Origin of the sequence: Paracoccus stylophorae (genome assembly GCF_028553765.1) — a bacterium.
Classification (GTDB): Bacteria; Pseudomonadota; Alphaproteobacteria; order Rhodobacterales; family Rhodobacteraceae; genus Paracoccus; species Paracoccus stylophorae.
On record NZ_CP067134.1, the window covers coordinates 2,763,264 to 2,776,808 of the forward strand.

14 protein-coding genes are annotated in these 13,545 nt (G+C 67.3%); 7 read left to right on the forward strand and 7 right to left on the reverse strand.

The features are described 5' to 3' along the window. Positions 1-227 precede the first annotated feature (227 nt). Positions 228-629, forward strand: a complete 402-nt coding sequence (locus tag JHW45_RS13600) for a group III truncated hemoglobin (protein WP_272858139.1) — start codon at positions 228-230, stop codon at positions 627-629. A gap of 24 nt (positions 630-653) precedes the next feature. On the opposite strand, the gene JHW45_RS13605 is transcribed toward JHW45_RS13600, so the two are convergent. The 4 genes from JHW45_RS13605 to JHW45_RS13620 all read right to left on the reverse strand — a co-directional run bounded on the left by JHW45_RS13605 (position 654) and on the right by JHW45_RS13620 (position 4,330). Continuing rightward, positions 654-1,289 carry a trimeric intracellular cation channel family protein gene (locus JHW45_RS13605; RefSeq protein ID WP_272858140.1) on the reverse strand — a complete coding sequence of 212 codons (636 nt, stop codon included), beginning with the start codon at positions 1,287-1,289 and terminating at the stop codon, positions 654-656. After that, positions 1,286-1,735, reverse strand: coding sequence for a ribonuclease HI (gene rnhA / locus JHW45_RS13610; RefSeq protein ID WP_272858141.1), 450 nt, complete (start codon positions 1,733-1,735; stop codon positions 1,286-1,288). Before rnhA ends, JHW45_RS13605 begins: the two co-directional genes overlap by 4 nt. Positions 1,736-1,775: 40 nt before the next feature. Further along, on the reverse strand, positions 1,776-2,732 hold the full coding sequence (gene ispH, locus JHW45_RS13615; protein ID WP_272858142.1) for a 4-hydroxy-3-methylbut-2-enyl diphosphate reductase: 957 nt from the start codon (positions 2,730-2,732) through the stop codon (positions 1,776-1,778). Between the two features lie 161 nt (positions 2,733-2,893). Then, positions 2,894-4,330, reverse strand: a complete 1,437-nt coding sequence (locus tag JHW45_RS13620; protein WP_272860621.1) for a cobyric acid synthase — start codon at positions 4,328-4,330, stop codon at positions 2,894-2,896. A gap of 73 nt (positions 4,331-4,403) precedes the next feature. Here JHW45_RS13620 and secG point away from each other — a divergent pair, with 73 nt between their 5' ends. Continuing rightward, the gene (gene secG / locus JHW45_RS13625) at positions 4,404-5,003 is read left to right on the forward strand and encodes a preprotein translocase subunit SecG (protein WP_272858143.1); all 600 of its coding nucleotides are present in this window, start codon (positions 4,404-4,406) and stop codon (positions 5,001-5,003) included. Between the two features lie 154 nt (positions 5,004-5,157). Further along, complete coding sequence (locus JHW45_RS13630; RefSeq protein ID WP_272858144.1) at positions 5,158-6,801, forward strand: CTP synthase; 1,644 nt, start codon at positions 5,158-5,160, stop codon at positions 6,799-6,801. 60 nt (positions 6,802-6,861) lie between these two features. On the opposite strand, the gene JHW45_RS13635 is transcribed toward JHW45_RS13630, so the two are convergent. Next, positions 6,862-7,413: a LabA-like NYN domain-containing protein gene (locus tag JHW45_RS13635; protein ID WP_272858145.1), complete on the reverse strand. Its 552-nt coding sequence runs from the start codon at positions 7,411-7,413 to the stop codon at positions 6,862-6,864. A 113-nt stretch (positions 7,414-7,526) separates the two neighbouring features. Between JHW45_RS13635 and folK the strand changes: the two genes are divergently transcribed. The 4 genes from folK (at position 7,527) to JHW45_RS13655 (ending at position 11,472) form a co-directional block, all read left to right on the forward strand. Beyond that, positions 7,527-8,126: a 2-amino-4-hydroxy-6-hydroxymethyldihydropteridine diphosphokinase gene (folK, locus tag JHW45_RS13640; RefSeq protein WP_272858146.1), complete on the forward strand. Its 600-nt coding sequence runs from the start codon at positions 7,527-7,529 to the stop codon at positions 8,124-8,126. 69 nt (positions 8,127-8,195) lie between these two features. Beyond that, entirely contained in the window at positions 8,196-8,552 is a 357-nt protein-coding gene (rpoZ, locus tag JHW45_RS13645; protein WP_272858147.1) for a DNA-directed RNA polymerase subunit omega, read from the forward strand. A gap of 27 nt (positions 8,553-8,579) precedes the next feature. Then, positions 8,580-10,697: a RelA/SpoT family protein gene (locus JHW45_RS13650; RefSeq protein ID WP_272858148.1), complete on the forward strand. Its 2,118-nt coding sequence runs from the start codon at positions 8,580-8,582 to the stop codon at positions 10,695-10,697. Between the two features lie 67 nt (positions 10,698-10,764). Then, a complete protein-coding gene (locus JHW45_RS13655) occupies positions 10,765-11,472 on the forward strand; it encodes a DUF2062 domain-containing protein (protein WP_272858149.1) in 708 nt (235 codons plus the stop codon). A gap of 13 nt (positions 11,473-11,485) precedes the next feature. Here the strand turns inward: JHW45_RS13655 and JHW45_RS13660 are convergent, their stop codons facing one another. Together JHW45_RS13660 and rodA are read right to left on the reverse strand one after the other, a co-directional pair. Continuing rightward, positions 11,486-12,394: a 2-hydroxyacid dehydrogenase gene (locus JHW45_RS13660; protein ID WP_272858150.1), complete on the reverse strand. Its 909-nt coding sequence runs from the start codon at positions 12,392-12,394 to the stop codon at positions 11,486-11,488. 4 nt (positions 12,395-12,398) lie between these two features. Continuing rightward, positions 12,399-13,538 carry a rod shape-determining protein RodA gene (gene rodA, locus JHW45_RS13665; RefSeq protein ID WP_272858151.1) on the reverse strand — a complete coding sequence of 380 codons (1,140 nt, stop codon included), beginning with the start codon at positions 13,536-13,538 and terminating at the stop codon, positions 12,399-12,401. Positions 13,539-13,545: the final 7 nt, after the last annotated feature.

The following is a 13,545-nucleotide window of genomic DNA, read 5'->3' on the forward strand; positions in this document are numbered from 1 at the left end:
GACAAGACTGACCCGGCGGCGCAGGTTCCTGCTACGCCACCGGGCTGCTAATTCGATGTCCGCACGCCGGAAATTCCATGCTGCTCTCTATAGGAAGCCGGCCAATCCGCTGCAAGCGCAACGCAAGGCCCACCCGGCGAATTATCGGCGCAGACGGCCTCTGGGGCGGTTCTGCGGCATCCCGTCGCCTTGCAACTTGCCGTGCAAAGCGGGACGCTTGCCGCGACATGCTTGCCAGATTCGACATCACGCCCGAACAGATCGACCGCGTCGTCGCGGTCTTCTACGCCGCCGTGCGCCGGCACGAGATTCTGGGCCCGGTCTTTGCGGCCCACGTCACCGACTGGTCCGAACACGAGGCCAAGATCGCCCGGTTCTGGAAACGTGCGATCCTGTATCAGCCCGGCTATGACGGCAATCCGATGCGCGCGCATCTGATGGCGGGCGATGTGATGGCGTCGCATTTTCCCCACTGGCTGGCACTGTTCGACGAAACCCTGCGCCGGACGCTGAAGCCCGAACAGGCCGAGCGGTGGTCGGCCCTTGCCCACCGGATCGGTCGCGGCCTGCGCATGGGGATCGAGGATGCGCGCCCCGACATGGCCGCAGGCCCCCCGATCCTGCGCTGACAGGCGCGCCCCTAAGCCGCGCCGTCAGCCGCGCCGTCTGGGCGGGCGCGGCCGATAGACCGGCAACCGCCAGCCGCGGATCAGGCTGCCCGCGCGCAGCACCCACACCACCGCCGCGCAGGCCAGTAACGCCTCTTCGTCGTCGAAACCTGCGGTGTCCAGCAGCACTGCGGCCAGCGCGCCGCCGAACGCGGCGGTCAGGTAAAGCTCGCCCTGTTTCAGGACCAGCGGCACCTCGTTGCCGACGACATCGCGCATCAGCCCGCCGAACGTGCCGGTGGAGATGCCCATGATGATCACGATGACCGGGCCGAACCCGGTTTCCAGCGCCACGCCCACGCCTGCGGCGACCGCGACCGACAGCGCGACGCTGTCCAGCCAGATCAGCAGCCGATAGCGGCTTTCGAACAGATGCGCGGTCCAGAAGACCAGCAGCGCAGCCGCCGCCGCGATCAGGATATAGGTGGGCTGCACGACCCAGAACACGGCGCGTCCCAGGATCAGATCGCGCAGCGTGCCGCCGCCCACCGCCGTCAACGCGGCCATGAAGACAAAGCCCACCGGGTCCAGCTGCGCCCGGCTGGCGACCAGCGCGCCGGTCAGGGCAAAGACCAGGACCGATCCGTAATCCAGTGCCGCGATCAGGGCTTGGGGCGTCATTTGAACGGCGCCATCCCGGCGCGGGCCAGTTCGTCCGCGCGTTCGTTTTCGACGTGGCCGGCATGGCCCTTGATCCAGCGCCATTCGACCTGATGGCGGCGCTGCGCCTCGTCCAGCCGCTGCCACAACTCGACATTCTTGACCGGCTTGCGGTCGGCCGTGCGCCAGCCGTTGCGCTTCCAGCCGTGGATCCACTGGCTGACGCCGTTCTTGACATAGGCGCTGTCGGTTGTAATCACGACATCGCTTGGCCGCGTCAGCGCCTCAAGCGCCGAGATCGCGGCCATCAGCTCCATCCGGTTATTGGTCGTGGCCGCCTCGCCGCCCGACAATTCGCGTTCCTTCAGCACCGTCTGGCCATCCATCGCGCGCATCAGCACGCCCCAGCCGCCGGGGCCGGGATTGCCGCTGCACGCGCCATCGGTCCAGGCCATCACCTTGACCATCTGCGCGCATCCCCCGGTCGGTGCGGGCGCATGCCGCGGGTCACGCCGGCTCGCGCAGGACGCGCGGCACCTTGAATTCCACGTTTTCCTGCGCGGTCTCGACGATCTCGACCGTCACGTCGTACCGGTCGCGGAAGGCGTCGATCAACTCGTTCACCAGCACCTCTGGGGCGCTGGCGCCGGCGGTGACGCCGACCGCGCGGGCGCCGTGGATCGCCCGCCAGTCGATCTGGTCGGCGCGCATGACAAGCTGGGAATAGGCGCAGCCGGCGGCCTTCCCGACCTCGACCAGGCGCTTGGAATTGCTGGAATTCGGCGCGCCGATGACCAGCAGCGCGTCGATCATCGGCGCCACCGCCTTGACCGCCGCCTGACGGTTGGTGGTGGCATAGCAGATGTCTTCGCGGGCGGGGCCGACGATGGCGGGAAAGCGGGCCTGCAGCGCGGCGACGATGCCCGCCGTGTCATCGACCGACAGCGTCGTCTGGGTGATGAAGGCCAGCCTGTCGGGATCGCGCGGCGCGATGCGCGCGACATCGGCCACGGTTTCGACCAGAATCACCTCGCCATCGGGCAATTGTCCCATGGTTCCAAGGACTTCCGGGTGGCCTTCGTGGCCGATCATGACCATCTGAAGGCCGGCGGCATGGTGGCGTTCGGCCTCGACATGGACCTTGCTGACCAGCGGGCAGGTCGCGTCCACGAACACCATCTGGCGCCGCCGCGCCTCGGCGGGGACGGATTTGGGGACGCCGTGGGCCGAGAAAATCACCGGTCGGTCATCGGGACATTCGTCCAGTTCCTCGACGAAGACCGCGCCTTTTTCGCGAAGCGAATCAACGACATACTTGTTGTGCACGATCTCGTGCCGGACATAGACCGGGGCGCCCCATTTCTGCAACGCCATCTCGACGATCTTGATGGCGCGGTCGACGCCGGCGCAGAAACCGCGCGGCGCGGCGAGATAGAGGGTGAGGGGCGGCTTTGTCTGTTCCATGACGCTGACCTAGCGCGGCGCGGCCGTTTCGTCCAGCGTCGGCGGGGTCACGATGCGTCCACCGGGGCGGCACAGCATGTGCACCGGATGTGCACAGCTTGCGGGCGTTGCGCGTTGCATCGGCGGTCATGGGTATTTGGGCAAAGAAGAAGCGGGCGGGGTCAGCCAGGGTCGGCCAGGGCCAGCAGCGCCGGGACGTCCAGATGCGTTTCGAGATGATCGGCCAGCGCGTCCAGCGTCCGGTCGACGCCGGCCTCGTAGCCCGGCTGCGAGGCGGCGTTCAGGCGGGCCAGCCACACGGCGCGGAACCCGTCATTCGAGAACAGGCCGTGCAGATAGGTGCCGACGATCCGGCCATCGGGACTGATCGCGCCATCGGGGCCGGGCACATGCGCGAAGGGGCGCGCGCAGTCCGGCCCGACGCTGCGGCCGATATGAATTTCGTAGCCGCTGACCTGTTGACCCAACGCGGTGCCCGCGATCCGTTCCAGCCGCTTGTCGGGGGCCATGTCGGTGTCGATCTGCAACAGGCCCAGCCCCGCCGTCTCGCCCGGCTGTCCGTCATGGCCCAGAGGATCGCGGATCGTGCGCCCCAACATCTGATAGCCGCCGCAAATGCCCAGCACATGGCCGCCGCGCCGGACATGGGCGGCAAGGTCGATGTCCCAGCCCTGCGCGCGCAGGAAGGCCAGATCGCCCCGCGTGGATTTGGTGCCGGGGATCACCACCAGATCGGTGTCGCCCGGAATCGGCCGGCCCGGACCCAGCATCGTCAGACGCACGCCGGGTTCGGCGGCCAACGGGTCCAGATCGTCGAAATTCGCGATCCGCGACAGGGTCAGGCAGACCACGTGCAGCCCGGCGCCGCGCGCGGCGCGCAGATCGACCGCATCCTCGGCCGGCAGGCGGTGGGCGTCGTGAAACCACGGCACCACGCCAAAGCCGCGCCAGCCGGTGCGATCCTCGATGAAGCGGTAGCCGTCGTCGAACAGGCGCGGATCGCCGCGGAACCGGTTGATCAGAAAGCCCCGGATCATGGCGGCGTCGTCGGGGTCGAGGACCGCCTGCGTGCCCACGATCTGGGCGATCACCCCGCCCCGGTCGATGTCGCCTGCCAGCACCACCGGCACGCCGGCCGCGCGCGCGAAGCCCATATTGGCGATGTCGCGCGGGCGCAGATTGATTTCGGCCGGGCTGCCCGCGCCTTCGACCAGGACCAGATCATGGGCCGAGGACAGGCGCCGGAAACTGTCCAGCACGCCCGCCATCAGGCGCGGGCGCAGCGCGGCATAGTCGCGCGCCTCGGCCCGGGCGATGGCGCGGCCGTGCAGGATCACCTGTGCGCCGGTGTCGGTTTCGGGCTTCAGCAGCACCGGGTTCATGTCGGTCACGGGCTCCAGCAGGCAGGCCCGCGCCTGCAAGGCCTGGGCGCGCCCGATCTCGCCGCCGTCGGCGGTCACGGCGGCGTTGTTCGACATGTTCTGCGGCTTGAACGGGGCGACCGACAGGCCGCGGCGGCGGGCGGCGCGGCACAGCCCGGCGACCAGCAACGACTTGCCCACATTCGATCCCGTGCCCTGTATCATCACTGCCGGCATGTCGGACACTCTGCTTGCCATCACCCGCATCGGTGACTAGATAGGCGCGTCCGCAAATGAAAGGCCGAATTCCGTGCAAAACGTCGTGCTGACCATCCACCTGATCCTGGCGGTCCTGCTGACCGGGGTCGTGCTGCTGCAAAGATCCGAGGGCGGCGGGCTTGGCATGGGCGGCGGCGGCGGTGGCGGCGTCATGAGCGGACGGCAGGCCGCCAACGTGCTGACGCGGCTAACATGGATTCTGGGCATCGCGATCTTCTGCACCTCGATCGGCCTGACGGTGATCGCGGCGCGCGAATCCTCGAACAGCTCGATCATGGACCAGATGGGCGTGCCCGAGCGGCAACAGGGACCCGAATCGTCGCTGCCGACGCTGCCGGCCTATGCGCCGCCGCCCTCAAGCGGGGGCGATCCGCTGACGCCGCCCGCGCCGGATGCGGCCGCGCCGGCACCTGCGGCCGAGGCGCCCGCGACCCCGGCACCCGCAGCCGGGGACGGCGCGGCGGATGCGATCACACCGCCGGCCGCGACGGCACCGCCCGCGTCCGAGGCGCCTGCCCAGCCTGCGCCCGCGCCGTCTGCGCCTGCCCAGCCTGCGCCTGCCCAGTCTGCGCCTGCCCGGTCTGCGCCCGCACCGGCCAGCCCCGCGCCGGCACCCGCACCGGCGAACTGAGGGTCACACCAGACATTGGGGCGGCATAATTCTGCCCTACAGCAACTTGCGGTCCGTTGCGGCCACGGGGCGAATCGTCTATGGCTTTAGTCCCGTGATGCCGGCTGTTCGACGGGCCGCAGATCACTGAATTTTTGCACATCGCGGGGTCTTCATGGCGCGTTACATCTTCATCACCGGCGGCGTCGTGTCGTCCCTTGGCAAGGGGCTGGCGTCGGCGGCCCTGGGGGCGCTGTTGCAGGCGCGCGGATACACCGTCCGGCTGCGCAAGCTGGACCCGTATCTGAACGTCGATCCCGGCACCATGTCGCCCTTCGAGCATGGCGAGGTCTTTGTCACGGATGACGGGGCCGAGACCGATCTGGATCTGGGCCATTACGAACGCTTTACCGGCGTGGCGGCGCGGCGCACCGACAGCATCTCGGCCGGGCGCATCTATTCCAACGTGCTGGAAAAGGAACGGCGCGGCGAATATCTGGGCAAGACGATCCAGGTGATTCCGCATGTCACCAACGAGATCAAGGATTTCCTTGCCATCGGCGATGCCGAGGTCGATTTCATGCTGTGCGAGATCGGCGGCACGGTGGGCGACATCGAGGGTCTGCCGTTCTTCGAGGCGATCCGCCAGTTCACCCATGAACGCCCGCGCGGGCAGTGCATCCTGATGCATCTGACGCTGCTGCCCTATCTGGCGGCCAGCGGCGAGCTGAAGACCAAGCCCACGCAGCACAGCGTCAAGGAACTGCAATCAATCGGTCTGGCCCCCGATGTTCTGGTCTGCCGCAGCGAACATCCGATCCCCGAAAAGGAACGCGCCAAGATCGCGCTGTTCTGCAATGTGCGCCCCGATGCGGTGATCCCGGCCTATGATCTGCGCTCGATCTATGAGGCGCCGTTGGCCTATCACCGCGCCGGGCTGGATCGTGCCGTGCTGGACGCGTTCGCCATCAGCCCCGCTCCGCGTCCCGATCTGACCCGGTGGGAGGATGTGATGGACCGGCTGGACAATGCCGAGGGCGAGGTGCGGATCGCCGTGGTGGGCAAATACACGCAGCTTGAGGACGCCTATAAATCCATCGCCGAGGCGCTGACCCATGGCGGCATGGCGAACCGGGTGCGGGTCAAGGCCGATTGGGTGGACAGCGAAAAGCTGGAGGGCGAGGGCGCGCATCTGCTGGACGGGTATCACGGCATCGTCGTGCCCGGTGGCTTCGGCGAGCGCGGCACCGAGGGCATGATCGCGGCGGCGAAATACGCGCGCGAAAAGGACGTGCCCTATCTGGGCATCTGCCTGGGGATGCAAATGGCGGTGATCGAGGCCGCGCGCAACCTGGCGGGGATGCCCGATGCCGGGTCGGAAGAGTTCGACCACGAGGCCGGCAAGACGCGGTTCACGCCGGTCGTCTATCACCTGAAGGAATGGGTGCAGGGAAACTATACCGTCAACCGCAAGCCGGGCGACGACAAGGGCGGCACGATGCGGCTGGGCGCCTATACGGCGCTGCTGGCCGAGGGGTCGCGGATTTCCGAGGTCTATGGCGGCGCGACGCAGATGGAGGACCGGCACCGCCACCGTTACGAGGTCGATGCGGCCTATCGCGAGGCGCTGGAGGCGGCGGGGCTGCGGTTTTCCGGCATGTCGCCGGACGGCAAGCTGCCCGAGGTGATCGAATACCCCGACCACCCGTGGTTCATCGGCGTGCAGTCGCATCCCGAGTTGAAATCCAAGCCCTTCGCGCCGGCGCCGCTGTTTGCGGGTTTCGTGCGCGCGGCGATGGAGGAAGGGCGGCTGGTGTGAACCGCCGCCCTGTCGCGCGCCACGGTGGCGCGCGTCGGCAGGCCGGGAAGCGGCCCGCCCTCAGGTCTCGGACGGCGTGGCCTCGCGGGGCGGGCGGCCGATGATGTCGCGCAGCGCGTCCAGTTCGATGAAGTTGTCGGCCTGGCGGCGCAGATCGTCGGCGATCATCGGCGGCTGCGAGCGGATGGTCGACACGACCGAGACGCGCACCCCCTGACGCTGCAACGATTCGACCAGCGGGCGGAAATCGCCGTCGCCGGAAAACAGCACCGCGTGGTCCAGCCGCGGCGCCAGTTCCATCGCGTCGACGGCCAGTTCGATGTCCATGTTGCCCTTGACCTTCCGCCGGCCCAACGCGTCGGTGTATTCCTTGGCCGGCTTGGTCACGACGCAGAATCCGTTGTAATGCAGCCAGTCGACCAGCGGGCGGATGGGGGAATATTCCTCTCCGTCCATCAGGGCGGTGTAGTAATAGGCGCGCGTCAGCTTGCCGCGACGGTCGAATTCCTGCCGCAGCAGCTTGTAGTCGATGTCGAAGCCCAACGACTTCGCCGCCGCGTAAAGATTGGCTCCGTCGATGAACATCGCCAATCTGTCATCCTTGTAGAACATCCGTGTCGCCTTCAATCAGACTTGTTTTTTTCATCGTTGGGGCTTGTGATCAGGGCAGTATACCTGACAGGAAAGCCCGGTTCGCAGGTTCAGTCGAGGATGGTCGGGCAGGCATGGTCAAGCTGTCTTTCGGTATCGTCGCATTGGGCGCCAACCTGCCGACCCCGGACCGCCGCGCGATCGTCACGCTGCGGTCGACGATACGTATTCTGCACGATGAACCGGATATTTCAATCTCCGCGATCAGCCGCATCTGGCGGACGCCCGCCATTCCGGCCGGATCGGGACCGGATTACGCGAATGCGGTGGCCACGTTCCGCACCCCGCTTGGCGCGGACGCGGTTCTGGCCCGCCTGCACGCGATCGAGGCGCAGGCTGGGCGGGATCGCAGCACCGGGCGGTGGTCGGCGCGGGTGCTGGATCTGGACCTGATCGCGCTGGACGATCTGGTGCTGCCCGATCCGGCCACGCAGCGGCACTGGGTCGATTTGCCGCAGGCCCGGCAGCGGACCGAGGCGCCGGACCGGCTGATCCTGCCCCATCCGCGGATGCAGGATCGCGGCTTTGTCCTGGGCCCGCTGGCCGAGATCGCCCCCGACTGGCGCCATCCGGTCACCGGGCTCAGCACGGTGGCGATGCTGCGCGCGCTTGGCCCGGCGGGCGTGGCCGGCATGGAACCGGCGCGCGGACCCGGAACCGGGGCTTTTCCTTGACATTTGCGCGTCAAGCAATCAGTATTCCGTCTTCGCCCCATTCCCGATTCGCAACTTTACAGGTGAGACATGGCCCGCGTAACGGTTGAAGATTGCGTCGACAAGGTTCCCAACCGGTTCGATCTGGTGATGCTGGCCTCGCATCGCGCGCGCGAGATCGCCGCAGGCAGCGCGCCGACGGTGGACCGCGACAACGACAAGAACCCGGTCGTCGCCCTGCGCGAGATCGCCGACGAGACGCAACCGGTCGACGAGCTGCGCGAGCGGATGATCGAAGCGACCCAGACCCAGATCGAGGTGGACGAGCCCGAGGAGGACGCGATGGCGCTGTTGCTGGGCGCCGAGGTCGATCGCCCCAAGCCCTCCGACGAGGAATCCGAAGAACGCATGCTGCGCATGATGCTGGAAGCCAGCCAGCGCGGCTGACGACCGCGATCGGAGGTCCGCGTCAGGATGATCGACGTCGAAGACCTGATTGCACTGGTTCGCAATTACAATCCACGCAGCGACACCGACCTGATCCGCAACGCCTATGATTACGGGATGCGGATGCATGACGGACAGCTTCGCCATTCGGGCGAGCCGTATTTCACCCATCCGGTCGCCGTCTCGGCGATCCTGACCGAGATGCGGCTGGACGATGCCACCATCGTCACCGCCCTGCTGCACGACACGGTCGAGGACACGCGTTCGACCAAGGAAGAGATCCGGCAGCTTTTCGGCGCCGAGATCGCGGATCTGGTCGATGGCGTGACCAAGCTGACCAATCTGCAACTCAGCAGCGCGCAATCGAAGCAGGCCGAGAATTTTCGCAAGCTTTTCATGGCCATGTCACGCGATCTTCGCGTGATCCTGGTCAAGCTGGCGGACCGTCTGCACAACATGCGCACGATCCGGTCGATGCGGCCCGACAAGCAGGTCCAGAAGGCGCGCGAGACGATGGACATCTATGCCCCGCTGGCCGGGCGGATGGGGATGCAGTGGATGCGCGAGGAGCTGGAGGATCTGGCCTTCAAGGTCATCAACCCCGAGGCGCGCAATTCCATCATCCGCCGCTTTGTCAGCCTGCAAAAGGATTCGGGCGACATCATCGGCAAGATCACCGCCGATATCCGCACCGAACTGGAACGCGAAAACATCGACGCGGACGTGTTCGGCCGCGCCAAGAAGCCGTTTTCGGTCTGGCGGAAGATGCAGGAAAAGCAGCTTGCCTTTTCGCGCCTGTCGGACATTTACGGGTTTCGCATCATCACCCGCAGCGAGGCCGACTGCTATCGCACGCTTGGCGTGATCCATCACCGCTGGCGGGCGGTGCCGGGCCGGTTCAAGGATTATATCAGCCAGCCGAAATCGAACGGCTATCGGTCCATCCACACCACCGTGTCGGGCCGCGACGGCAAGCGGGTCGAGGTGCAGATCCGCACCCGCCAGATGCACGAGGTGGCCGAGGCGGGGGTCGCTGCGCACTGGGCCTATCGCGACGGGGTGCGCACCCGCAACCCGTTCGCCGTCGATCCGGCGGCCTGGATCGACAGCCTTGCCGCCCGCTTCGAGGGCGAGGATCACAACGAGTTTCTCGAACACGTGAAGCTTGAGATGTATCAGGATCAGGTGTTCTGCTTCACGCCCAAGGGCGACGTGATGCAACTGCCCAAGGGCGCGACGCCGATTGACTTCGCCTATGCGATCCACACGCGCCTGGGCAACAGCTGCGTGGGCGCCAAGGTCGACGGCATCCGCGTGCCGCTGTGGACGCGGCTGAAGAACGGGCAGTCGGTCGACATCATCGCGGCGTCCGGTCAGCGGCCGCAATCGACCTGGCTGGACATCGTCGTGACCGGCCGCGCCAAGGCGGCGATCCGGCGCAGCCTGCGCGAAGAGGATCGCGACCGCTTTATCCGTCTGGGGCGCGAGCTTGTGCGCGTCAGTTTCGAGCATGTCGGCCGCAAGCCCACCGACAAGGCGCTGCGCACCGCCGCGCGGCAGATGGGGCTGGACCGGCCCGAGGAATTGCTGGCCCGGATCGGCAGCGCCGAACATTCCGCCAAGGAGGTTCTGGAGGTTCTGTATCCCGAACTTGCCGGCGCCCCGCAGGACGAGATCGACGGCGCCCGCCCCTTTGCCGGGCTGGAGGCCGATGCCGAGTTCCAGCGCGCCCCCTGTTGCAGCCCCCTGCCCGGCGAGCGGATCGTGGGCATCACCTATCGCGGCAAGGGGGTGGTGATCCACGCCATCGACTGCCCGGTGCTGGCCGAGTTCGAGGACAGCCCCGACCGGTGGGTCGATCTGCAATGGCGCGAGGGGCGCCATCCCGCCGCCTATTCCACGCTGCTGGATCTGACCATCCGCCACGATGCCGGGGTGCTGGGCCGGATCTGCGGGTTGATCGGGGCGCAGGGGGCGAATATCTCGAATCTCGAGTTCATCGACCGCAAGCCGGATTTCTACCGGATCGAGGTCGAGGTCGAGTTGCGGGATCACGAGCATCTGCACAATCTGCTGACCGCACTTGAGGCGGAAAGCGATGTGGCGCAGGTGATCCGGGTCCGCGATCCGGCGCTGAAGCCCTAGGGCCGCGGCCGGGGCGGGGCCGGGCTTCGGGCCAGGGGTCCGGGGATTTTGAGGAAACGGGTGAGAGTTGTTCAGACGCCGCACACCGCGCAGCTATGGCCAGATGGCCAGCGACCTGATCTATCCGCGCGGCGGATGGCGGCGGGCGGGCACCTATGTGCTGCACCGGCTGCGCCGCCTGCCCGACCAGCCGCACCGGATCGGGCGCGGCGTCGCGGCGGGCGTGTTCGTGTCCTTCACGCCGTTCTTCGGGGTTCATTTCGCCACCGCCGCCGCCTGCGCCTGGCTGATCGGCGGCAATATCCTGGCCGCGCTGCTGGCGACCTTCGTGGGCAATCCGGTCACGTTCCCCTTCATCGCGGTTCTGGCCGTCAGCCTGGGGCGTCGGATCCTGGGCTATGGCGGCGAGTTGGGGCCGCAGCAGATCTTCGGCGAATTCGCGCGCGCCAGCGCCGAGTTGTGGCACAATATCCGCTCGGCCCTGGGGCCGGAACGCGCCCATTGGGGCCATCTGAGCGAGTTCTTTCACCAGATCTACTGGCCCTATATGGTGGGCGGCGCGATCATCGGCTTGCTGGTCAGCATCGTGGCGCATTACCTGACGGTGCCGGTGATCCGCGCCTATCACCGCAGGAAGCAGAAGAAGATGGCCGAACGGATCGCCCGCGTGACCGGCAGCGTCCCCGGCGGCCCCCTCGCCACCACCGCCGCGCATGAGGCGATGCACGAGGGGGGCGCTGCCCCCCGTCCTGCGGACTCCCCCCGGGATACTTGAGCGCCAAAGACCCTCAGTAGCCCCTGGCGCGGTCCACCAGATGCAGGATCGGGCGGCCCGACATGGCCCGACGCAGATTGTCGGCGACCACGCGCGCGGCGCTGTCGGCGCGGGTGTCGGCGGCGATATGGGGGGTGACGGTGATGCGCGGATGCGACCAGAAGGGGTGGTCGGCGGGCAGGGGTTCGTGCCGGAAGACGTCCAGCACGGCATGGCCCAGATGGCCGCGATCCAGCGCCGCCCGCAGCGCGTCGTCGTCGATCAGCGTGCCGCGGCCCGGATTGATCACCCACGCGCCTTGGGGCAGTTGCGCGAGGCGGTCGGCATCCAGAAGGTTGTGCGTGTCGGGCGTGTCGGGCAGCAGCGCGATCAGGATCTGCGCCCGTTGCAGCGCCCGGTCCAGCCCGTCGCGGGCCAGAACCTCGACCCCCTCGACCGGGCGGCCCGAGGCGCTGTAGCCGGTCAGGCGGAAGCCGATCGGGGCCAGCATCGCGGCGACCGCGCGGCCCAGCTCGCCCATGCCCAGGATCACGACCTCGCGTTCGGGGGCCAGCGGCGGGACGGTTCCGTTGCGCCAGATGCCGTCCTGGGCATAGCGGTCCATGCCCAGATGCGCGCGCATTGTCCATCCGGTGCAGTATTCCGCCATGCCGCGCGCCAGACCCGGATCGACCATCCGCGCCAGGGGCTGGGTCAGGGTCGGGTTGTCGATAATCCGTTCGACCCCGGCCCACAGGCTTTGGACAAGCCGCGCGTTGACATAGGGCGACAGATCGCGAATCTCGCCGCCGGGCGCATAGATGATCGCGTCGAAGCCGGCCGGGTCGCCCGTGCGGGTCAGCTCCATCTCGGGACAAGCCGCGCGCAGGGCGGGCGCCCATTCGGGCCACATCGCATCGGGGGCGGCAAACAGCACCTTCATCGCATCACCTTGGCCTGTGGACATGGGCGGACTGGATCATGCCGAATCCCATCAGCAGGATCATCATCGCCGTGCCGCCATAGCTGACCAGCGGCAGGGGCGAGCCGACGACCGGCAGCAGCCCCATCACCATGCCCATGTTGATCGAGAAATAGACGAAGAACGTGCCGCTGATGCCGATGGTCAGCAGCGCGCCGAACCGGTCGCGGTTGGTCAGCGCCGAATACAGGCAGAACCCGATGATCAGCGTGTAAAGCGCCAGCAGAGAGATCGCGCCGATGAAGCCGAATTCCTCGGCCAGCACGGTGAAGATGAAATCGGTCTGCTTTTCGGGCAGAAAGTTCAGCCGCGACTGCGTGCCCTGCATGAAGCCCCTGCCCGACCACCCGCCCGAGCCGAGCGCGATCTGCGCCTGGGTGATGTTGTAGCCCGCGCCCAACGGATCGACCGAAGGGTCCAGAAACGTGTCGATGCGGCGAAACTGGTAATCCTTCAGCAGCTGCCAGTCGGTGCCGCGGCTGGCCATCACCGCATAGACCATCCCGCCGATCAGCCCCAGCACCGCGCCGAAATACCACAGCGACACGCCGGCCGCGAACATCACGATGCCGCCCCCCGCGACCAGCATCAGCGCCGTGCCCAGATCGGGCTGTTTCAGCACCAGCACGGTGGGGATCAGGATCAGCGCGACCGGGATCAGCACCCACAGCGGGCGCGAGACGCGGTCCGGCGACAGCCAGTCGTAATAGGCCGCCAGCATCAGGACCAGCGCGATCTTCATCAGCTCGGACGGTTGCAGCCGCAGCGGCCCGAACTCGATCCAGCGCTGCGCGCCCATGCCGATATCGCCGACCAGCTCGACCGCGACCAGCAGCAGCAGGCAGAGGACATAGGTGGCGGTCGAGATTCCGCGCCAGAACCACATCGGCACGAAGGCCAGCGCGAACATCGCGGCCATGCCGACGGCAAAGCGGTACATCTGCGGCTCGGCCCAGATCTCGGCCTGTCCGCCGGCCACCGAATACAGCATCAGAAAGCCGATGCAGGCGACGGCGGACAGCAGAAAGACCAGCGGCCAGTTCAGATAGAACAGCTTGCGCAAGCCGGTGGGCGTCTGCGCGACCTGATAATCGAGATAGGACATCAAAGCC

What these genes read in the sequence shown, in the direction of transcription:
- JHW45_RS13600 (WP_272858139.1), top strand. Translation starts at nt 228, where the DNA reads ATGCTTGCCAGATTCGACATCACGCCCGAACAGATCGACCGCGTCGTC.
- JHW45_RS13605 (WP_272858140.1), bottom strand. Translation starts at nt 1,289, where the DNA reads ATGACGCCCCAAGCCCTGATCGCGGCACTGGATTACGGATCGGTCCTG.
- rnhA (WP_272858141.1), bottom strand. Translation starts at nt 1,735, where the DNA reads ATGGTCAAGGTGATGGCCTGGACCGATGGCGCGTGCAGCGGCAATCCC.
- ispH (WP_272858142.1), bottom strand. Translation starts at nt 2,732, where the DNA reads ATGGAACAGACAAAGCCGCCCCTCACCCTCTATCTCGCCGCGCCGCGC.
- JHW45_RS13620 (WP_272860621.1), bottom strand. Translation starts at nt 4,330, where the DNA reads ATGCCGGCAGTGATGATACAGGGCACGGGATCGAATGTGGGCAAGTCG.
- JHW45_RS13630 (WP_272858144.1), top strand. Translation starts at nt 5,158, where the DNA reads ATGGCGCGTTACATCTTCATCACCGGCGGCGTCGTGTCGTCCCTTGGC.
- JHW45_RS13635 (WP_272858145.1), bottom strand. Translation starts at nt 7,413, where the DNA reads ATGTTCTACAAGGATGACAGATTGGCGATGTTCATCGACGGAGCCAAT.
- folK (WP_272858146.1), top strand. Translation starts at nt 7,527, where the DNA reads ATGGTCAAGCTGTCTTTCGGTATCGTCGCATTGGGCGCCAACCTGCCG.
- rpoZ (WP_272858147.1), top strand. Translation starts at nt 8,196, where the DNA reads ATGGCCCGCGTAACGGTTGAAGATTGCGTCGACAAGGTTCCCAACCGG.
- JHW45_RS13650 (WP_272858148.1), top strand. Translation starts at nt 8,580, where the DNA reads ATGATCGACGTCGAAGACCTGATTGCACTGGTTCGCAATTACAATCCA.
- JHW45_RS13660 (WP_272858150.1), bottom strand. Translation starts at nt 12,394, where the DNA reads ATGAAGGTGCTGTTTGCCGCCCCCGATGCGATGTGGCCCGAATGGGCG.
- rodA (WP_272858151.1), bottom strand. Translation starts at nt 13,538, where the DNA reads ATGTCCTATCTCGATTATCAGGTCGCGCAGACGCCCACCGGCTTGCGC.